Annotated in this window: 21 protein-coding genes and 2 tRNA genes; 11 read left to right on the top strand and 12 right to left on the bottom strand. The window is 66.5% G+C overall.

Annotated elements, in window-relative coordinates; all coding sequences use genetic code 11:
• The first annotated feature begins 105 nt into the window (after positions 1-105).
• The 4 genes from AAC067_RS15310 to AAC067_RS15295 all read left to right on the top strand — a co-directional run bounded on the left by AAC067_RS15310 (position 106) and on the right by AAC067_RS15295 (position 1,713).
• Positions 106-573, top strand: a complete 468-nt coding sequence (locus AAC067_RS15310) for a TIGR02300 family protein (protein WP_339933720.1) — start codon at positions 106-108, stop codon at positions 571-573.
• Positions 574-726: 153 nt separating this feature from the next.
• Positions 727-802 (top strand) — tRNA-Ala (locus AAC067_RS15305).
• 149 nt (positions 803-951) lie between these two features.
• Entirely contained in the window at positions 952-1,371 is a 420-nt protein-coding gene (locus AAC067_RS15300) for an Hsp20 family protein (protein ID WP_339933719.1), read from the top strand.
• A gap of 84 nt (positions 1,372-1,455) precedes the next feature.
• On the top strand, positions 1,456-1,713 hold the full coding sequence (locus AAC067_RS15295; protein ID WP_339933718.1) for a DUF1150 domain-containing protein: 258 nt from the start codon (positions 1,456-1,458) through the stop codon (positions 1,711-1,713).
• A 102-nt stretch (positions 1,714-1,815) separates the two neighbouring features.
• Here the strand turns inward: AAC067_RS15295 and AAC067_RS15290 are convergent, their stop codons facing one another.
• The 8 genes from AAC067_RS15290 to AAC067_RS15255 form a co-directional block, all read right to left on the bottom strand.
• Positions 1,816-2,280, bottom strand: coding sequence for a PTS sugar transporter subunit IIA (locus tag AAC067_RS15290; RefSeq protein WP_339933717.1), 465 nt, complete (start codon positions 2,278-2,280; stop codon positions 1,816-1,818).
• A 77-nt stretch (positions 2,281-2,357) separates the two neighbouring features.
• Positions 2,358-3,020 carry a ribosome-associated translation inhibitor RaiA gene (gene raiA, locus AAC067_RS15285; RefSeq protein WP_339933716.1) on the bottom strand — a complete coding sequence of 221 codons (663 nt, stop codon included), beginning with the start codon at positions 3,018-3,020 and terminating at the stop codon, positions 2,358-2,360.
• Between the two features lie 74 nt (positions 3,021-3,094).
• Positions 3,095-4,597, bottom strand: a complete 1,503-nt coding sequence (gene rpoN, locus AAC067_RS15280; RefSeq protein WP_339933715.1) for an RNA polymerase factor sigma-54 — start codon at positions 4,595-4,597, stop codon at positions 3,095-3,097.
• 98 nt (positions 4,598-4,695) lie between these two features.
• Positions 4,696-5,490, bottom strand: a complete 795-nt coding sequence (gene lptB / locus AAC067_RS15275; protein WP_339933714.1) for an LPS export ABC transporter ATP-binding protein — start codon at positions 5,488-5,490, stop codon at positions 4,696-4,698.
• Between the two features lie 27 nt (positions 5,491-5,517).
• Positions 5,518-6,006, bottom strand: a complete 489-nt coding sequence (locus AAC067_RS15270) for an LptA/OstA family protein (RefSeq protein WP_339933713.1) — start codon at positions 6,004-6,006, stop codon at positions 5,518-5,520.
• A 7-nt stretch (positions 6,007-6,013) separates the two neighbouring features.
• Positions 6,014-6,646: an LPS export ABC transporter periplasmic protein LptC gene (gene lptC, locus AAC067_RS15265; protein ID WP_339933712.1), complete on the bottom strand. Its 633-nt coding sequence runs from the start codon at positions 6,644-6,646 to the stop codon at positions 6,014-6,016.
• 36 nt (positions 6,647-6,682) lie between these two features.
• Positions 6,683-7,297: a ribonuclease D gene (locus tag AAC067_RS15260; protein WP_339933711.1), complete on the bottom strand. Its 615-nt coding sequence runs from the start codon at positions 7,295-7,297 to the stop codon at positions 6,683-6,685.
• A 158-nt stretch (positions 7,298-7,455) separates the two neighbouring features.
• A tRNA-Leu gene (locus AAC067_RS15255) sits at positions 7,456-7,542 on the bottom strand.
• Positions 7,543-7,702: 160 nt separating this feature from the next.
• Between AAC067_RS15255 and AAC067_RS15250 the strand changes: the two genes are divergently transcribed.
• Complete coding sequence (locus AAC067_RS15250) at positions 7,703-8,695, top strand: complex I NDUFA9 subunit family protein (protein ID WP_339933710.1); 993 nt, start codon at positions 7,703-7,705, stop codon at positions 8,693-8,695.
• Positions 8,696-8,732: 37 nt separating this feature from the next.
• On the opposite strand, the gene AAC067_RS15245 is transcribed toward AAC067_RS15250, so the two are convergent.
• A complete protein-coding gene (locus tag AAC067_RS15245) occupies positions 8,733-9,539 on the bottom strand; it encodes an undecaprenyl-diphosphate phosphatase (protein WP_339933709.1) in 807 nt (268 codons plus the stop codon).
• A 26-nt stretch (positions 9,540-9,565) separates the two neighbouring features.
• Entirely contained in the window at positions 9,566-10,741 is a 1,176-nt protein-coding gene (locus tag AAC067_RS15240; RefSeq protein WP_339933708.1) for a citrate/2-methylcitrate synthase, read from the bottom strand.
• 146 nt (positions 10,742-10,887) lie between these two features.
• Here AAC067_RS15240 and AAC067_RS15235 point away from each other — a divergent pair, with 146 nt between their 5' ends.
• From AAC067_RS15235 to queG, 3 genes are read left to right on the top strand one after another with little or no spacing between them, the layout of a single operon-like run.
• Positions 10,888-11,889, top strand: coding sequence for a cation diffusion facilitator family transporter (locus AAC067_RS15235; protein WP_339933707.1), 1,002 nt, complete (start codon positions 10,888-10,890; stop codon positions 11,887-11,889).
• A gap of 59 nt (positions 11,890-11,948) precedes the next feature.
• The gene (locus AAC067_RS15230; RefSeq protein WP_339933706.1) at positions 11,949-12,632 is read left to right on the top strand and encodes a glutathione S-transferase family protein; all 684 of its coding nucleotides are present in this window, start codon (positions 11,949-11,951) and stop codon (positions 12,630-12,632) included.
• Between the two features lie 24 nt (positions 12,633-12,656).
• Entirely contained in the window at positions 12,657-13,781 is a 1,125-nt protein-coding gene (queG, locus tag AAC067_RS15225) for a tRNA epoxyqueuosine(34) reductase QueG (protein ID WP_339933705.1), read from the top strand.
• Here queG and AAC067_RS15220 read toward each other — a convergent pair.
• Together AAC067_RS15220 and AAC067_RS15215 are read right to left on the bottom strand one after the other, a co-directional pair.
• Positions 13,778-14,305, bottom strand: coding sequence for an FKBP-type peptidyl-prolyl cis-trans isomerase (locus AAC067_RS15220; protein WP_339933704.1), 528 nt, complete (start codon positions 14,303-14,305; stop codon positions 13,778-13,780). The genes queG and AAC067_RS15220 overlap by 4 nt on opposite strands.
• Complete coding sequence (locus tag AAC067_RS15215; protein ID WP_339933703.1) at positions 14,286-15,488, bottom strand: threonine ammonia-lyase; 1,203 nt, start codon at positions 15,486-15,488, stop codon at positions 14,286-14,288. The genes AAC067_RS15220 and AAC067_RS15215 overlap by 20 nt, the downstream gene beginning before the upstream one ends.
• Before the next feature lie 149 nt (positions 15,489-15,637).
• Between AAC067_RS15215 and AAC067_RS15210 the strand changes: the two genes are divergently transcribed.
• The 3 genes from AAC067_RS15210 (at position 15,638) to AAC067_RS15200 (ending at position 17,352) form a co-directional block, all read left to right on the top strand.
• The gene (locus AAC067_RS15210) at positions 15,638-16,144 is read left to right on the top strand and encodes a hypothetical protein (protein ID WP_339933702.1); all 507 of its coding nucleotides are present in this window, start codon (positions 15,638-15,640) and stop codon (positions 16,142-16,144) included.
• A 62-nt stretch (positions 16,145-16,206) separates the two neighbouring features.
• The gene (locus tag AAC067_RS15205) at positions 16,207-16,899 is read left to right on the top strand and encodes a hypothetical protein (RefSeq protein WP_339933701.1); all 693 of its coding nucleotides are present in this window, start codon (positions 16,207-16,209) and stop codon (positions 16,897-16,899) included.
• A gap of 258 nt (positions 16,900-17,157) precedes the next feature.
• Positions 17,158-17,352, top strand: a complete 195-nt coding sequence (locus AAC067_RS15200) for a hypothetical protein (RefSeq protein ID WP_339933700.1) — start codon at positions 17,158-17,160, stop codon at positions 17,350-17,352.
• The last annotated feature ends 83 nt before the right edge of the window (positions 17,353-17,435 follow it).

Below are 17,435 nucleotides of genomic sequence, written 5' to 3'. Positions count from 1 at the left end.
CGACCATGGCCCGGAGGCGGCGGCGCGAAGATGGCTTTTGACAGCGGGGCTCCGGAGTGGCAAGGGACGCGCCCGAATTCCAACCCCCTGCCAAAGGTATCATCCGTGGCCAATCCCGAACTGGGTGCCAAGCAGGTCTGCCCGAGCTGCCAGGCCAAATTCTACGATCTCGGTCGCCGTCCGGCGCACTGTCCCAAATGCGCTCACGAATTCGACCCCGAGGAGGCGCTGAAGCTGCGCAGCCGTCGTGGTCGTCCGGGTGGCTATCCGGCCGACGACGCCGAGACCGAAGAGGTCGTCGTCAAGAAGCCCGCGACCGACGATGATGACGAGGACGATACGGTCGCGACGCCGGAAATCGATCAGGAAGGCCACGAGCCGATCGTGACCCCCGACGATGACGACGATACGGCCGCTGATGCCTCGGAAGAGGCCGGCATGAACACGACCGACGGCGACGACGACGTGCTCGATGACGACGATGAGGAGGACGATTCCGTGCCTTTCATCGAGGATGAGGACGACGACGCCTTCGAGGGCGCAGTCGCCAAACCGGTCAAGGACGAAGACTGATTTCAGGCCCCGTTCAACCCGTGCGACACGGGTTTGAACGGGGGCGAAAATAAATGGCGGAACCGGGCTTGATCCCTGAAAGGCCCTGACATAGGTTCCGCCGCCTCGCCGCACCCCATCCCTTCGGGATACGGCGCACCGACCGAAAGGTTCGGGGCTTTAGCTCAGCTGGTAGAGCGCTTGCATGGCATGCAAGAGGTCAGCGGTTCGACTCCGCTAAGCTCCACCATCGAAGGCCCTGCGGGACACCGCGGGGCCTTCGTCCTTTCCGGGACCGGTTGACCTGCCCCGCCCCCCTCACCATCTAGGATGTGCAGCCGGTGCCTCGCCGATTTCCGGGGGGCGCAGGGCTGAGGTCGCTTCTGCGAGGGCCTTGATATGACGACACGCACAATCCTGTTCGACAGCCCCTTCCTGCTGGGTTTCGATCATACCCGGGCCCTGATCGACCGGGCCGCCCGGGCCGCGGCCGAGAGCTATCCGCCGTACAATGTCGAACAGCGGGACGAGGATTCGGTTCGAATCAGCCTGGCCGTCGCCGGGTTTGCGCCTGACGACCTGAGCATCACGCTCGAAGGCCGGCAGCTAACCATCACCGGCAAGCGCGAGGACCCGGGCAAGGCCGAACCGGCCTTTCTGCACCGGGGGATCGCCGGACGCGGCTTTGTTCGCAGTTTCGTGCTGGCGGACGGCCTCGAGGTCGAGGAGGCCCGACTGGAGCACGGCCTGCTGCACGTCGACCTGCGCCGGCCCGACGACGCCGTCGTGGTGCAACGTATTCCGATTGTGGCGGGCTGAACCCCGTCGAACCTCGACAGTGACGGCCCACCGTCGAACCGCCCGCGTTCGCGAGCGTTCAATCTATCGTAAGGAGGCGCACGGATGACGCCGATACTGATGACCAAGGAAGATTTTGCCGGACTGGGCGCGCCCGATCTCGTCTATGTGCGCGAGATCAAGGCTGCTGACATCCTGGCCAACACCCCGATCACCGAGATCAAGGGCCTCGATATCCAGCCCGACCAGATTCTGTTCGCCGTGCACGGTGCCGACGGCGAGCGTCTGGCCGTAATGATAGACCGCGAGACCGCCTTTGCGGCGGCGGTCGCCCATGAACTGGAGCCGGTCTCGGTCCACTGACCGCAAGCGGCACCCCGTTATCCCGTAAACAGGCCTGAACCGGCCACTGATCGACAGGACCGCTCCGACGAGACCCAACCGCCGCGCGGGGGCCGGGTCGCGTCAGGCCGCCGTTGCCGGGGCTTCGCGGACGAACAGGGCGTGAATGGCATCCGGCGTGCGCGCCTTGCGCAGATGTTCGCGCAGCTCCGGTGACCGCAGGGCCCGCGAAACGGCCGCCAAGGCCCGCAGATGCTCGGCTCCGTCACGGGGTGGAGCAAAAAGGGCAAACAGCAGGTCGACCGGGCGATCATCCACCGCGCCGAAGGCTACCGGCGTATCGAGGCGGACAAAGACCGCCAGGACGCGGTCCAGGCCCTCGATCCGGGCGTGTGGCACCGCCACACCGGATCCCAGCCCCGTCGATCCGAGCGCTTCGCGCTCAAGCAGGGCCTCCATGACCCGCGCCTCGGGCAGGCCAAGCGCCACGGCGGCAGCCTCAGCCACCACATGCAGAGCCTGTCGCTTGGACGACGCTCCGCTGCGCAAGACGACACCGTCCCGGGCAAGCAACTCACCGATATCCATCGAAACCCCGACTCTTACGCAATCAATTCCCCGAAGGGCGGGCGCCGTTTAGACGCTCTGCCCCATAAGGGAAAGCACTATGATCCAGAACCGTTTACCGAACGGTGTCCGTTGACGGCCCGGGTTCGCTCAGGATCGATCCAGCCGACGTTGCCGTCCGGCCGGCGATAGACCACCGACAGACCACCGTGGGCGGCGTTACGAAACAGCACGACCGGATAGCCGGTCATGTCCAGTTCCAGCACGGCCCTACCGACCGTCAGCGTTCGAATTTCGGCCTCGGTTTCGGCGATGACCATGCCCACGGGCGGCAGTTCGTCGGCGCGGCTGGAATCGCCGAAATCCTCATCCTCGACCGAGTCCGGATCCCGGAACACGGTCATCGACGCCACTTCGCGGGCGGCGTTTTCAGACTTCTCGGGCGACAGGCCCCTGGGACCCGCATGATGGTTCTTCAGACGGCGCTTGTATCGCCGAACACGCTTTTCGAGCTTTTCGAGACTGTCAGTGAAGGCCGCCTGGGCGTCGCCGCCCTGGCCCGAGGTGACGATGACCTCGCCGGAGGCCAGGCGAACCCAGCAATCGACCTTGAAGCCGTAGCCGTCCTTGGACACCACAACCTCGGCCTTTGAGCCGCCGCGTTCGAAATATTTGCCGACTCCATCCTGGAGTTCGAGGGTGATGCGCGAGCCTAACGCTTCGCCGACATCTACGTGTTTGCCGCTAACCTGTACCTGCATGCCCATACAACGCGGCGGACCGCGTTTGGTGTCAACGCTGATCACTAATTTGTGGTCGCCCCGATGGGGCTGTTTCAGCCGGTCCGCGCCATCCGCTTGCGTTCGACCGACGATGGAATCCGCAAGGCCTCGCGGTATTTGGCGACGGTGCGCCGGGCGATGTCGATTCCGGCCTCGCTGAGGATCTCGACGATGCGATCGTCGGAGAGGATATCCCCGTCCCCACACTCCGCGTCGATCATCGTCTTGATGCGATGGCGGACCGCCTCGGCGGAATGCAGGGCCCCGCCGTCCGACGACTGGATGGCGGCGGTGAAAAAGAATTTCAGCTCGAATACGCCGCGCGGGGTCGAGACATATTTGTTCGAGGTAACCCGGCTGACCGTGGATTCATGCATGCCGATCGCCTCGGCCACGGTCTTCAGGTTCAGTGGGCGCAGAAATTCGACGCCGAAGGCCAGGAAGGCGTCCTGCTGGCGCACGATCTCGGACGAGACCTTGAGGATGGTTCTGGCCCGCTGGTCCAGCGACTTGACCAGCCAGCTGGCCTGGGCGGCGCAGTCGGCGACGAAGGCTTTCTCGGTCTCGGAGCGAGCGCCGGCGGCGACCACCCCGTGATAGCGCTTGTCCATCAGCAGACGCGGCAGGCTGTCGGCATTGAGCTCGACCCGCCAGCCACCGGCCGGATCGGGCCGCACGTGCACGTCGGGGATCACCGTCTGGGCCGGATCACCGCCGAAGCCGGCCCCCGGTCGGGGGGTCAGGGCCTTCAGCTCCGAGATCATCTCGGCCATGTCCTCGGAATCGACGCCGCAGGCCTTGCGCAGGGCTGACAGGTCATGACGGGCCAGAAGCTGGAGGTTGTCGAGCAGGGCCGCCATCGCCGGGTCGAAGCGGTTGCGCTCGACCAGCTGCAACTTCAGGCATTCGGGAACCGAGCGGGCCATCACCCCAGTCGGCTCGAAGCCCTGGCACAGAACCAGCACGGTCTCGATACGTTCGGCACCGCAGCCCAGTCGTTCGGCGATCTCCTCCAGGTCGGCGCGCAGATAGCCCCCCTCGTCGACTCCGTCGATCAGGGCCAGGGCGATGGCGTGGTCGGTGGTGTCGAAGCCGGCCGACGAGGCCTGGGCCTGCAAATGCTCCCACAGGGTAAGTTCGCGACGATCGGGCCGTTCTCCACCTTCGCCGTCGGCGATGGAGCCACCCTTGCCGGCGCGGGACCAGTCGGACAGGCCCGGCTGGGCCTCGTCAGCCATGCGGTCGGTGGCGCGCTCGCCCTGGGTGGCGTCGCCATAGACGTCGTCCTCACGGGCATCCAGCGTGCGTTCGCCGTCCTGGGCCCGGCCATCCTCAAAACTCAGCTCGGCCCCGTCGGTGGAGACGGGTTCGGCAGGGGCGTCGGGCGTGTCGGCTTCGGTTTCCTCGCGCTGCAGCAGGGGATTGCGCTCGATCTCGGCCTCGACGAAGGCGTCGAGCTCCTGGTTCGACAGCTGCAACAGCTTGATCGCCTGCTGCAGCTGGGGCGTGATGACCAGTCCCTGGCCCTGCCGTACCTCAAGCCTCTGACCGATCACTTCGGATTGCCCCCACAGCCTCGTTGTCGGGCGTGGCCCGAAACTTGCTGAAGGCAGAATGCCGGGAAGCGGTTAACGAGCGGCGAACACGCGATCGTTCAGCCGTACATGTCGCCCAGATAGACCCGCCGAACCTCGGGATCGCGGATGATGTCCTGGGCCGCGCCCTTGAACAGCACCGCCCCGCCCGAGATGATCGTGGCGTGGTCGATAATCTCCAGCGTCTCGCGAACATTGTGATCTGTGATCAACACGCCGATGCCCTGACCGGACAGATAGCGGATCACCTGACGGATGTCGGCGATGGCCAGCGGGTCGATACCGGCAAACGGTTCGTCCAGCAGCATGAAGGACGGCCGCCCGGCCAGGGCCCGGGCGATCTCGACCCGTCGACGCTCGCCGCCCGACAGGCCCGCCGCCGGGGCGTGCCGCAGGTGGTCTATGCGCAGCTCTTCCAGCAGGCGAGAGGTTTCGACGGCGACGGCCGCGGCCCCTGACTGGTGCAGTTCCGCGACCGCGCGGATGTTCTGTTCGACGGTCATGCCCCGGAAGATCGACGGCTCCTGGGCCAGATAGCCCAGCCCCATGCGGGCGCGCTGATACATCGGCTGGGCCGTGATGTCCTCGCCGTCCAGCCAGATGGTGCCTGAGTCCGGCGGGATCAGGCCGGTGATCATGTAAAAACAGGTGGTTTTGCCCGCCCCGTTAGGGCCCAGCAGGCCGGCGACCTCGCCGCGCTGCAGGGTCAGGGAGACGTCGCGCACAACCTGGCGCGCGCCGAAAGAGCGGGCGATATGCTCGACACGCAGCCCGGTCGCGCGCGCCGGCTCAACCGGTGTCCCGGCGGCCGGGGCCTCGTCAAGATTCAGGGCGGAGAGTTCCTTGCGCGCCACGGATTCAGGTCCGGCCGGCCCGGGGGCTCAGTTCCGGGTCCCTTCCGGATAGAAGACACCCTGGATGCGACTGCCCGTGCCGCCTTCCATCTGGGCCGCGCCCGTATCGATATTGTAGGTCAGCCGTCCGCCCGTCAGGACGTTGCGCCCTTGGGTCAGGATCACGTCGCCGGTCACCACGATACTGCTCGTGCTCACCGTATAAACGGCGCGGTCGCCGCGAATCGTCTCGGTCGGCGTGACATAGTAGACATTGCCCGACGCCGTGACCTGGCTGATGCCGCCAGAATCGCCGCCTGCGCCCTGGACCCGGTCGGCCCGCAGGCGATTGTCGCCCTGCAGCACCTCGGCCCGACCACTCAGGGAAAAGCCGGTCGTGGTGCGTTCCACATGATCGGCCCCGATCATGATCGGCTGGTCGCTGGCCACCGCACGGGACTGGGCCGTCGCCGCACCCGTCGGTGCCGCCAGAACGATGCCGAGCGCCGCAACGCCCGCGAGGATTGATCTGATCATGGTCTTCTCATCCGCCCGACCGCGTCGTGTTGAACACGCCGCGAACCTTGTTCTCACCAGAGCCGCTGAACACCACCCGTTCGCCCTGGTCATAGATCGCATAGGACGAAGCCGAGATGGTTCCAAGAGGACCGTGTCCCTCTACACCCTTCGAACCGGTCACAATACCGGTTGCCGTATCGACCACAGCCTCCGGCGTGGTCAGGGTGAAACCCGAGCCGCCGTCGGTGATCTTGACGTTCGGACCGATGGTCACAGTCCGGGCCGCTTCGCTGTAGACACCGGCGTCCGCGGTCATCTCGGTGACCTTGCGCCCGCCCAGGTTCAATCGCATCACCGGGCCGATCAGGCGGAAGAAGCCGGTCTGCGGATCGCGGACCGCGCCCTCGGCCCCGATCATGAAGGACCGGCCCTGGGCGTCCTGACCCCGGAACATCGGATTGTCGAGGCGCACCTCCTGGGTCTGGCTGGCCTTGCGTTCGACGCCGGACATGACACTGCGGACCACCGTCCAGGTCACCGTTCCACCGGCCAGCAGCAGAATTACGACCGGCAGAACACGCCGCAACAGACGCACCCGCTTCGACCGCGCGCGCCAGTGCGCGCTCTCGGTGGCGACACGGGCCTCGTCGGCGCGCATTCTCGTCTCTGACGGATCAGGCGGGGTCATCCGGGGTCAGGCATGGGCGAAGATGTCGACTTCGTCCCAGCCGGCGAGGTCGAGGCGGGCCCGGACGGGCAGGAAGTCGAAACAGGCGCGGGCCAGTTCGGTCCGACCCTCGCGCTCCAGCATCATGTCGAGTTTCGCCTTGATGGCGTGGAGGTACAGCACATCGGAGGCGGCGTATTCCAGCTGGGCCGGGCTGAGTTCCGCCGCGCCCCAGTCCGAGCTCTGCTGGGCCTTGGACAGGTCGATACCCGCGAGTTCGCGCGCGACGTCCTTGAGGCCGTGACGGTCGGTGTAGGTGCGCGCCAGCTTGGAGGCGATCTTGGTGCAGTAGACCGGCCGGGTCTCGATCCCGAGGTGTAACTGGACCATGCCGATGTCGAACCGGCCGAAATGGAAGATCTTCAGCACGGCCGGATCGGCCAGCAGCCGCTTCAGGTTCGGGCAGTCGTAGGCCGGGCGGTTCAGACGCACCACGTGGGCGTCGCCGTCGCCGGAAGACAGCTGGACCACGCACAGCGGATCGCGCCGCAGGCGCAGGCCCATGGTTTCGGAATCGATCGCGACCTCGGGTCCGAGGTCGAGGGAATCGGGCAGGTCGCCCTCGTGCAGGTAGACGGTCATGAGGTCTGGGCTTTCATCACAACGATACTAGAGCATTTTCCGACAGAAATGCGCCAGAGCGCGCGCCGGCGCGATCTGGCGGGAAAATCGGCGCGGCAGGGTCCGGGGCAGATAAACGAACGGCGCCGCATCACCAGGATGCAGCGCCGCCGAAAATATGGTGCCCAGGAGAGGACTCGAACCTCCACGACATTTCTATCACTGGCACCTGAAGCCAGCGCGTCTACCAATTCCGCCACCTGGGCCCAGACGTTTCCGTCTGGAAGGCGCGGACCCTTAAGGCAGCCCATCGGACGGGTCAACAATCCTTTTCCCGTCTTTGCGTTGCCGGGGGCAAAAGCATCGTCTATCCCGCCCCGGTCAGCCCGTGTTCCGGGCGGCGCAGACTTTCTTCTGGAGCACGTCATGAGTGAGTTCAGCCCGGGCCTGGTCACAGTTTTCGGCGGCTCCGGTTTCGTCGGGGCCCAGGTGGTTCGCGCTCTCGCCAAACGCGGCTGGCGCGTGCGGGTCGCGGTCCGTCGGCCGGGCCAGGCCTATGACCTCAAGCCGCTGGGCGACGTCGGCCAGATCCAGCCGGTCCTCTGTGACATCACCCGCGAGGCCGACGTGGTCGACGCCCTGCGCGGCGCGACCGCTGCCGTGAATCTGGTCGGCATCCTGTACGAGACCCCGTCACGTAAATTTCAGGCTCTGCATGTCGATGGGGCGCGCCATATCGCCGAGGCCTGTGCGGCTGCCGGGATCGACCGTCTGGTCCAGGTGTCGGCCATCGGGGCCAATCCGGAGAGCAACGCCGCCTATGCCCGGACCAAGGCCGAGGCCGAACTGGCCGTTCGCAACGTCAAGCCCGATGCCGTGGTGGTTCGCCCGTCGATCGTGTTCGGTGCCGGGGACGACTTCCTGAACCGGTTCGCTGCCATGGCAGCCATCGCCCCCGCCCTGCCGCTGATCGGCGGCGGCCAGACGCGATTCCAGCCGGTCTATGTCGGCGACGTGGCCGAGGCCATCGCCCGGGCCGTGGTCCGCATCGACGCGGCCGGCCGCACCTTCGAGCTGGGTGGACCGGCCGTGATGACCTTTGAGGCTGTGCTGAAGCTGGTCCTGCGGGAAACCAATCGCAGTCGCCCGCTGATTCCCCTGCCCTTCCCGGTTGCCCGGATCATCGGCAAGCTGGCCCAGTTGACCGCCCTTGTCGGCATCGCCCCGGCCCTGACCGCCGACCAGGTGGAAATGCTGAAGGTCGATACGATCGTCAGTCCGGATGCCGAAGGTCTGGAGGCGCTCGACATCCAGCCGACCGGCGTCGAAGCCATCGCCCCCGCCTATCTGTGGCGCTATCGCCGCGGCGGTCAGTTCGCCGAAAACCCGGCGATGCCGGACGCCGTCGCTACGGCGTAATGACCCGGGGTTCGCCCCCGGACCCTTCTTGTTCGCTCTAGATCACTCCGCCCCAGACCAGTCCCAGGCCGATCACGCCGACGACGATCCGCCACCAGGCGAAGGGCGTGAAGCCGTGCCGGGCGACGAAGTCGACCATCGCCTTGACCACGACCCAGCCGCTCACAAATGACACGACAAAGCCGATCGCAATGATTTCGCCGAAACTCCAGTCAATCGCCGCCCCACTCTGAACGATGTCCCAGGTCGAAGCCGCGACCATGGTCGGGATGGCCAGAAAGAAGGAAAATTCAGCGGCTGCACGCTTGTCGAGACCCAGGGTCAGGCCGCCGGCAATGGTCGCCCCTGAGCGGGACACGCCCGGGACAACTGACAAACATTGAAACAGGCCGACTCCCAGGGAGCGTTTCCAGGACAGGCTCATGGCGTCGTCCGCGCTCGGTACCGGAGCGAACCGTTCAAGAATTATCAGTCCGAAGCCGCCCACAATCAGCGACACACAGATCACCGTCACGCTGTCGAACAACACCAGCTTGATGAAATCGTACAGAAGCAGACCGACCAGCACGGACGGCAGAAAGGCGATCAGCACGCTGATGGCGAAATGGCGCGCTTTCGGATCGGTCGGCAGCCCGATCAGCACCTTCCACAGTCGGGCAAAATACAGGGCGACGACCGCCAGTATGGCCCCCATCTGGATCAGCACGATGAACGAGGTCCAGCGCGGATCCGTCAAGCCAAGCAGCTTCTGGGTCAACAACAGGTGACCCGTAGAGGACACCGGGATGAATTCGGTCAGCCCCTCCACGAGGCCGAGAATGATTGCCGCCAGCCAGTCCGCCATGAACGCTCCGATAGAGTCTGGCGGAATCAATTCGCGCCGGGTTCAGGCCCCACATAGCGCAGCCGTGCCCGGATAGGCGAGCCGTTCGTCGCCTGATCAAGAGCATGGCCCAGCAAGCCGGTCAGACGACCGAGCATGAACAGGTCCGCCGCCCCCTGGCGCGGCAACTCCAGGCGTCGAGCGATAATGGCCAGCGCCATGGCAAAGGTCGGCTGACCGCCACCGATGTCCTCGCCGGCCCGTTGAACGGCCAGAAGATCGGCCGGCAGGTCGGCGGCCGACAGAAGCGCGGCGGCCCGTCCGGCGTCATGGGTTCCGGCTGCGGCCGTGAAGCCCGGCAGACTGCCGGTCTCCTGCAGACGGCGTCGACTGGCCTCTACCGGGCCACGCCGCGCCTCCACGACCCAGGCTGAAGCGTCTGTCAGGTCCCGCAAGACCGTCGAACCGACCAGGGTGGTGATTCCGCCCAGGGCGGCTCCGGCGAGCGGTGCCCCGCCGCCGACGGCGGCGCGAACCGCCAGAACCGCCGAGTCCAGTTCGTCGTCGGCGGCCAGCACCAGCGCCCGCCGGATCATGTGGGAATCGCGATCGATCGTCTTCCACGCCCGGGCCAGTCGTTGGTGAAAATGCAGCCGGGGGCCCGGCCCGGAGGCGGCGTCGATGGTTTCGTTGAGAATGCAGGCCGCCTGGGTTTTCAGCGTCTCCGCATCGCAGGCTCGCGACGTGACGTCTTCTTCAGCCCGGCGGGACAGGATGGCGAAGGTCCGCGCCCGGATCGAGACACCGATGACGCCGTCCAGCCGCGGCTTGATGCCGGTAAACAGATGGGCGTCGCGCAATCCCCACAGCCGGCAGGCGATTTCCTCCAGCGTGGCCTGCTGTGACAGCTGAACCGCATCGAGGCCGCGATAGAACAGCCGTCCATCCGCCACGACGCTGAGCGAAGAGGCAATATCCGCCTCGCCCCGAACACAACTCCGGTCCGGCGCAGCGACCGGGCGCAGCGCGGGGCCTTCGCCCCGACTCAGACGGTCGATGTCCTCGGCGTCGTAGAGGCTGCGCCGTGAATCCAGGGGGTCGGGGCGGGCAATGATCCGCCCGCGACTGACATAGGCATAGAGGGTCTGGGTCTTGACCCCGAGACGATCGAGCGCCTCGTTGCGTCCGATCCAGCGTCGCGTGACGTCTTCGATTGTCTGCAAGCCGCCCTCCACGTCCGGGTCTGATCCCAGTACCCGCCCATGATGCGGCCGTTTGGTGACGGTAAGCCTAACAGATCGATAAAAGTCATCGGTCTGTCCCCGGTCCTGCCATTGGCAAGGCGGCGGCTATCGGCGACAAGGCGTCAATGACCTCTCCTGCCCCCTCGTCGACCCCGTTGCGCACGGACGCCGAAACCGCCGCACGTAACGTCACCCGCCTGTCGGTCGGCGTGGCGGTCATATTGATCGTCCTCAAGGCCTTTGCCCTGGGCGCATCCGGCTCGGTGTCGATCCTGGCCTCGCTGGCGGACTCCGCACTCGACCTCGTGGCCTCGCTGGTGACCTTCGTCGCCGTACGCTGGGCCGCCGCGCCGGGCGGCGAGCAGCACCGCTTCGGGCGCGGCAAGGGCGAGGCCCTGGCCGCCCTGGTCCAGGCCGGGCTGGTGTTTGCCTCGGCCACCTTCATCGGCTGGGAGGCGATCCAGCGGATCTTTGACCCACGCCCCGTCACCGCCGGTGGCTGGAGCGTGAGCGTCATCCTGATTTCGACCATCCTGACCCTGGGGCTGGTGTGGATGCAGTCACGAGCCATGCGGCAAACCCCGTCGATGGCCATCGCCGCCGACCGGGCCCATTACACCGCCGACCTTGCGGCCAATGCGGTGGTTCTGATCGGAGTGATCTCGGGCGCGTTTCTGGCCGCACCCGGCCTCGACGCGGCTGCCGGTCTGGTGGTCTCGGTCTGGCTGTTCTGGGGCGCGCTGGGCCTGTTGAGGGGCGCGGCCGACCATCTGCTGGACCGGGCGGTGCCCGACAGCGACCGGATCACCGTGACCACGGCCGTGCTGTCCGACCCGCGGATTTACGGCGTCCATCAGCTGCGGACCCGGATGGCCGGATCGGTGATGATGATCCAGATGCACGTCGACATGGACCCGGCTCTGACGCTCGAGGCGGCGCATGCGATCATCGTCGAGGCCGAGAACCGGCTGCTGGCGGCCTTTCCCATGGCGGACATCCTAATCCACCCGGACCCCCACGGTCGCGCCGAACCCGAAGCGGTTGCGCCCGCCGGACCCACCGCGGAAGAGCCCGATGCGGACGCCGCGCCGGAAATCGATACCGGCCCCCGCGGCCCGTGGTCCTGACCGTCACAATGGCGTTGTCACTAACGAGCGATTAACGCCCACTGGCGCATGGATTTGGCATGTCGGCCTGCGTCCTTTTTCATTTTCCCTTCGACCCCGGCTCGCGCACGGCGCGCCTTGCCCTGGGCGAGGCCCGGGTGGAGTGGACCGAAGTCCTGGTCCGTCCGTGGGAAGCGGGCTGTCCGCTGGGCGAGCTCAACCCGTCAGGCATGCCGCCGGTGGTCCAGACCTCCGAGGTCGGCAAGGCCCTGACACTGTGCGAACCGGCCGCGGTGCTGGGCTGGCTGGAAGATCGCTCAAAAACACCGTTCCTGCTGCCGGTGGATCCCGTCGAACGCGCCGAGGCCCGCCGGCTGGTGACCTGGTTTGATCGCCGGTTCACGGATGAGGTCGACGCCGTTCTGCTGCATGAGCGGATGGAAAAACCCCTGCTGCGTCTGGGTCCGCCCGAGGCCCGGGCCCTGCGCGAAGGTCGCGAGGCCCTGCGTGCTCACCTGGCGATGCTGGAGGATCTGGCGGCACAGCGCGACTGGCTCGCCGGTCGTCGCCTCAGCCAGGCCGACATCGTCGCCGCTGCCCATCTGTCGGTGCTGGACTATTTCGGCGAGATCGCCTGGAAGACCTATCCGGCGCTGAAGACCTGGTACATGAAGCTGAAGTCACGCCCCTGTTTCCGCCCCCTGCTGTCGGACCGGTTCCAAGGTCTGCAGCCGTCGGCCCACTATACCGACCTCGACTTCTAGGGCGCGGCGCGTCAAACGACGCCCATGGCGACCGACCTCCGTCAATCCATCCGCGACAGCGCCGACGCCCTGGGCTTCGACGCCTGCCGGTTCGCCTCGGCGACCGAGCCGTGGAGCGCGGGCGAACGGCTGGCGCATTTCGTCGAGGCCGGACGGCACGGCGACATGGGCTGGATGGAGACGACGCTCGAGCGCCGCAGCCATCCAACCGCCATGTGGACCGAGGCCCGCACGGCCATTGTGCTCGGCCTCAACTACGGCCCTGACCACGACCCCCTGCCCGAACTGGACGACCGCTCGGCCGGCTATGTCTCGGTCTATGCCCGGGGCGACGACTATCACGAGCTGATCAAGGGGCGGCTGAAGACCCTGGCCGGGCAGATCGCGGCCAAGACCGGCGAGGACGTCAAGGTGTTCGTCGACACGGCCCCGGTGATGGAAAAGCCGCTGGCCCAGCGGGCGGGGTTGGGCTGGCAGGGCAAACACACCAATCTGCTGTCGCGTGAGCATGGCAACTGGCTGTTCCTCGGCGTCATCCTCAGCGCTGCCGACATCCCGGCTGACGCGGCCGAGAGCGAGCATTGCGGCAGTTGCACCGCCTGTCTCGACATCTGCCCGACCCGGGCCTTCCCGGCCCCGTTCCAGCTCGATGCCCGCCGCTGCCTGTCCTATCTGACCATAGAATTCCCCGGTCCGTGGCCGATCGAGTTCCGCGCGGCGACCGGCAGCCGCATCTATGGCTGTGACGATTGTCTGGCGGTGTGTCCGTGGAACAAGTTCGCGGCGGCGTCACGCGAAGCCCGGCTGCAGGCCCGTGAGGGCCTGAGCGGCCCCCGGCTGGCCGAGCTGGCCGAGCTGGACGACGCCGCCTTCCGCACCCTGTTCTCCAAGAGCCCGGTCAAACGCATCGGGCGCGACCGATTCCTGCGCAATGTCCTGTACGCGATCGGCAACAGCGGGGACGATGCCCTGATCCCCGTGGCGACACGGCTCATCGATGACCCGGCACCGCTGGTGCGCGGCGCGGCCGTCTGGGCCCTGTCCTGCCTGATGCCGGACGAGGACTTTGCTGTTCTGGCTGCAGAACGGAGCACCGCGGAAGACGACCCCGACGTCAGGGCCGAGTGGACCGGTCCCCTCGGTCGCTAGCCCATGGCCGCGCCAACACCGGTACCGCCGCCGGGCGTATGGGCCACGTCCAGCAGCTTGATGCGGAACACCAGCACAGCATTGCCCGGGATTTTCGGCGGGCCGCCACGCTCGCCATAGCCGAGGGCCGGCGGGACATAGAGCAGCCATTCGTCGCCGACCTTCATCCGCTGCAGCGCCTCGGTCCAGCCGGGGACCACGTCCGCCGGCGTAGTCACATAGGGGGTGCCCCGGGCGAACGAGCTGTCGAAGATGGTCCCGTCGGTCAGGCTGCCCTCATAGTCGACCCGGACCAGATCGTTGCCGTCCGGACTCTGCCCGTCGGCCGGACCCGATTCGATCACCTTGTACTGAAGGCCGGACGGCAGGGTCTGGACCCCCTCCGCGCGGGCGTTGTTCTCGAGGAAGAATTCGGCCGCCCGGGCGTTGGCGGCCAGATCGGCATCCGGTGCCGCATCGCCGCCGCAGGCCGCGACCACAAGTCCCAGTGAAAGGACCGCAGCCCTACCCCATCCGAAGCGCATAACCCTTGTCCTTCAAGGCCTCACCGATCGCGTCGGCATGGGCGCTATCGCGCGTTTCGACCATGATGTCGAACTCCGCGCCCTTGGCCGGAACATCCAGCGCCAGACGGTTGTGAACGACGTCGATGATGTTGCCGCCGACGTCCCCGATCACTGCCGCCATCGTCGACAGAATGCCGGGCCGGTCGTCGCTGAGAATACGGAATACGACCAGTCGCCGCTCGCGCACCATCTCGCGGTTCAGGACCACGGCCAGCATTCGGGCGTCGATATTACCACCGCACAGCACCAGTCCGACCTTCTTGCCGCGGAAGCGTTCCGGGTGGGCCAGCAGGGCGGCCAGACCCCCGGCCCCCGCGCCCTCGGCGACGGTCTTCTCCAGCGTCGCATACAGAGCCACGGCCTTTTCGAAATCCTCTTCCTCACAGACCAGCACATCCTCGACCAGCGGGTCGGCCAGGGCGAAGGTAATGTCACCCACGGCCTTGATGGCGATGCCCTCGGCGATGGTGGCACCACCGCATTTCGGAGTTTCGCCGTTCCGGCGGGCGCTGAACGACGGATACATGGCCGCCTCGACGCCGAAGATGCGGATGTCCGGCTTGATCGCCTTGGCCGCGATCGAACATCCGGCAATCAGCCCGCCGCCGCCGATTGGAATGATCAGGACATCGAGATCCGGCGCATCCTCGAGGAACTCGATGGCGCAGACCCCCTGACCGGCGACAATACCCTCATCGTCGAAGGCCGAGACAAAGACATGGCCGTTCTCTGCCTGCAGTCGCCGGGCCTCCTCGGACGAGGCCGTGAAGTCGGCCCCGTGGATCACCACCGTGGCCCCGTGGGCGCGGGTCCCGTCGACCTTGGTGAAGGGCGTCCCTACGGGCATGACGATGGTCACGGGGATGCCCAGTCGACCGCCGTGATAGGCTAGGGCCTGGGCATGGTTGCCGGCCGAGGCCGCGACCACGCCGCGTCGGCGTTCGTCGGGCGTCAGCTGGCTGAGCCGGTTCAGCGCCCCGCGCTCCTTGAACGAGCCGGTAAAATGCAGGTTGTCGTATTTGACCCAGACCTCGGCCCCGGTCAGTTGGGACAGCCGCCGGGAATGGCGGACCGGAGTGCGGTCGACCTGACCGGCGATACGTTGCTGGGCGGCCTGGATGTCGGCGAAGGTGACGGGCATGAACGATCCTGACGCTTCCGGTGCCGAACCTCGTCCGGTCATGGCCGCGGTTTTGGCCCACAGAGACAGACCTCGCAACCTTGACCTTGGCCACCGCGTTAGGCGTGATGAAGATATAGACTGCCAGACGAATTACCGGAGTCCGCCCCATGTCGATCCGCCCCCTGCTCGCCCTCGCCGCCGTTGCCGTTCTTGGCGCGGCCTGCGCACCGACCACCGGCTCGACGCCCTATGGACCTCCGGTGTCCACCGCCTTCAATGCCGAGGCGTTTGCCTGGTCGGCGTTTTCGGGTCAGGCCGCGATCAACGGACGCGTCGACTACCGTCGCGACGGCCAGGCCTATGACTGCACCGGCTCGGTCGCCCTGACGCCGGACACCCCCTATACCCGGAACCGATTCAGCATCCTGTACGGATCGATCGACCGGGCCGCCGTGCCCGAGGCGATCGTGCGCGCCCGTACGGTGTCCGATCCCAACGCCGACTACCGATCCTTTGTGCGGTCGACGACCTGTAACGACGGCCGGTTCAGCTTTACCGGCCTGCCGGACGGCGGCTGGTTCGTCATCACCCCGGTCAGCGCCGGAGGCGAGCGGGTCGTGTTGATGCGCCGCGTCGAAACGCGCGGCGGCCGAACCGTGAATATCACCCTCTAGACAGTGTCCGTGCGTTCAACCGGGCCCTCCCGATCAGGACGGGCCATCTCCGGGAGTTAACCATGCGTCGCCCCGCCCTGTTGCCCGCCGCCCTGGCCGTCACCGCCCTGACGCTGGCCGCTACCCCGGCCGCGGCCCAGTATTACGATACCGGGTCCCGTGATTACGGGCGGGACTACAGTCGGGACTATGGCCGCGATTACGGCCGCGATTACGATCGGGACTACAGTCGGGGCTACGATCAGGACTACGGTCGGGACTATGGGCACACCCGCACACACCGGAGGTCGACCTCGGCCACCGCCGGCTGGCGCAGCCAGCTGGACCGGCCGGGCGACTATCGCTGTGACGCCTTCTGGGACGCGGGCCGCACCGACTGCGCGGCACCGTGGCGCGATCAGCGTCGCTCCCAGGGCTATGGCTATGGCTGGAACAATGCCGGCTATGGTCAGACTGGCCGGTATTCAGGCTATGGCCATACCGATCCCTACTATGGTCGTTCGGCATCCTATGGCGGCAGCCAGTATGGCTATTCGTCCAGCCGGCGCGGCTATGGCCACGCCCCCCTAAACACCGGCAGGGGCGAGGCCTGGCACGGAGCTTACGGCCGTCCGGATCTGGTCTATTCGAACAACGACTACCGGGACGGCCGGGACCCGCGCAGGGTGGCCTGGTGCCGATCCAGCTATCGCTCCTACGATCCGTCCAGTGGCTATTATCGCGCCTACAGCGGTCGTTTGGTCTATTGTGGCTAGGCCATCTTGTTTCCGGTCGAATCGACCTGAACCCAAAAAGTAATCCAGATTCAAACTGGAGCGAAATCCCGGCCGGGTTGGACCTTCGTCCAATTCAGCCGGTTTCGCTCTAGGCTGCGCCGGACTCCCGGCGTAGGACCAGACGGCCAAGGCGATCACAGAACTGTTGGCGACCGTCGTTCGCCATCCTTTGGCCGTATCGGCCCCGCCTTTGGGGTCACTCTCCCCGTCGGGGATTCAGTTTATCGGGAGGCGTCCATGTCCCAGCACAATATCTCGGGTTCCGAGGCCTTTGACCGCACCCCGCAGGTGATGATCCGGTCCGTAAAGACCGGTGGTCTGCGCCGGCGTCGTGCCCGCATGGCCGGGGCCTTTATCGCCGGTGCCATCGCCACGGTGATCGGTGTGGCCATCGCCGCCGCCGCCGTATTCAGCCCGGCCCTGTTCGGCTAGAGCGAAACGGGTCCTGATTGACGCGGTCAGTCAGAACCCGGAGTTCGCTCCCCCTATAATCCGCTGCATTTTCCGGGTTCAGG

It is taken from the genome of uncultured Brevundimonas sp., from assembly GCF_963977465.1.
GTDB lineage: Bacteria > Pseudomonadota > Alphaproteobacteria > Caulobacterales > Caulobacteraceae > Brevundimonas.
Note: the sequence above shows the minus strand (reverse complement) of the source record. Positions and strands in the feature narration are given on the sequence as shown.

Excerpts from the sequence above, each read along its gene's own strand:
- AAC067_RS15250 (WP_339933710.1), top strand. The coding sequence starts at position 7,703 with ATGAGTGAGTTCAGCCCGGGCCTGGTCACAGTTTTCGGCGGCTCCGGT.
- lptC (WP_339933712.1), bottom strand. The coding sequence starts at position 6,646 with ATGCGCGCCGACGAGGCCCGTGTCGCCACCGAGAGCGCGCACTGGCGC.
- raiA (WP_339933716.1), bottom strand. The coding sequence starts at position 3,020 with ATGCAGGTACAGGTTAGCGGCAAACACGTAGATGTCGGCGAAGCGTTA.
- AAC067_RS15230 (WP_339933706.1), top strand. The coding sequence starts at position 11,949 with ATGTCGGCCTGCGTCCTTTTTCATTTTCCCTTCGACCCCGGCTCGCGC.
- AAC067_RS15270 (WP_339933713.1), bottom strand. The coding sequence starts at position 6,006 with ATGATCAGATCAATCCTCGCGGGCGTTGCGGCGCTCGGCATCGTTCTG.
- AAC067_RS15295 (WP_339933718.1), top strand. The coding sequence starts at position 1,456 with ATGACGCCGATACTGATGACCAAGGAAGATTTTGCCGGACTGGGCGCG.
- AAC067_RS15260 (WP_339933711.1), bottom strand. The coding sequence starts at position 7,297 with ATGACCGTCTACCTGCACGAGGGCGACCTGCCCGATTCCCTCGACCTC.
- AAC067_RS15245 (WP_339933709.1), bottom strand. The coding sequence starts at position 9,539 with ATGGCGGACTGGCTGGCGGCAATCATTCTCGGCCTCGTGGAGGGGCTG.
- queG (WP_339933705.1), top strand. The coding sequence starts at position 12,657 with ATGGCGACCGACCTCCGTCAATCCATCCGCGACAGCGCCGACGCCCTG.
- AAC067_RS15220 (WP_339933704.1), bottom strand. The coding sequence starts at position 14,305 with ATGCGCTTCGGATGGGGTAGGGCTGCGGTCCTTTCACTGGGACTTGTG.
- AAC067_RS15210 (WP_339933702.1), top strand. The coding sequence starts at position 15,638 with ATGTCGATCCGCCCCCTGCTCGCCCTCGCCGCCGTTGCCGTTCTTGGC.
- AAC067_RS15290 (WP_339933717.1), bottom strand. The coding sequence starts at position 2,280 with ATGGATATCGGTGAGTTGCTTGCCCGGGACGGTGTCGTCTTGCGCAGC.
- AAC067_RS15200 (WP_339933700.1), top strand. The coding sequence starts at position 17,158 with ATGTCCCAGCACAATATCTCGGGTTCCGAGGCCTTTGACCGCACCCCG.
- AAC067_RS15205 (WP_339933701.1), top strand. The coding sequence starts at position 16,207 with ATGCGTCGCCCCGCCCTGTTGCCCGCCGCCCTGGCCGTCACCGCCCTG.
- AAC067_RS15300 (WP_339933719.1), top strand. The coding sequence starts at position 952 with ATGACGACACGCACAATCCTGTTCGACAGCCCCTTCCTGCTGGGTTTC.
- AAC067_RS15235 (WP_339933707.1), top strand. The coding sequence starts at position 10,888 with ATGACCTCTCCTGCCCCCTCGTCGACCCCGTTGCGCACGGACGCCGAA.
- AAC067_RS15215 (WP_339933703.1), bottom strand. The coding sequence starts at position 15,488 with ATGCCCGTCACCTTCGCCGACATCCAGGCCGCCCAGCAACGTATCGCC.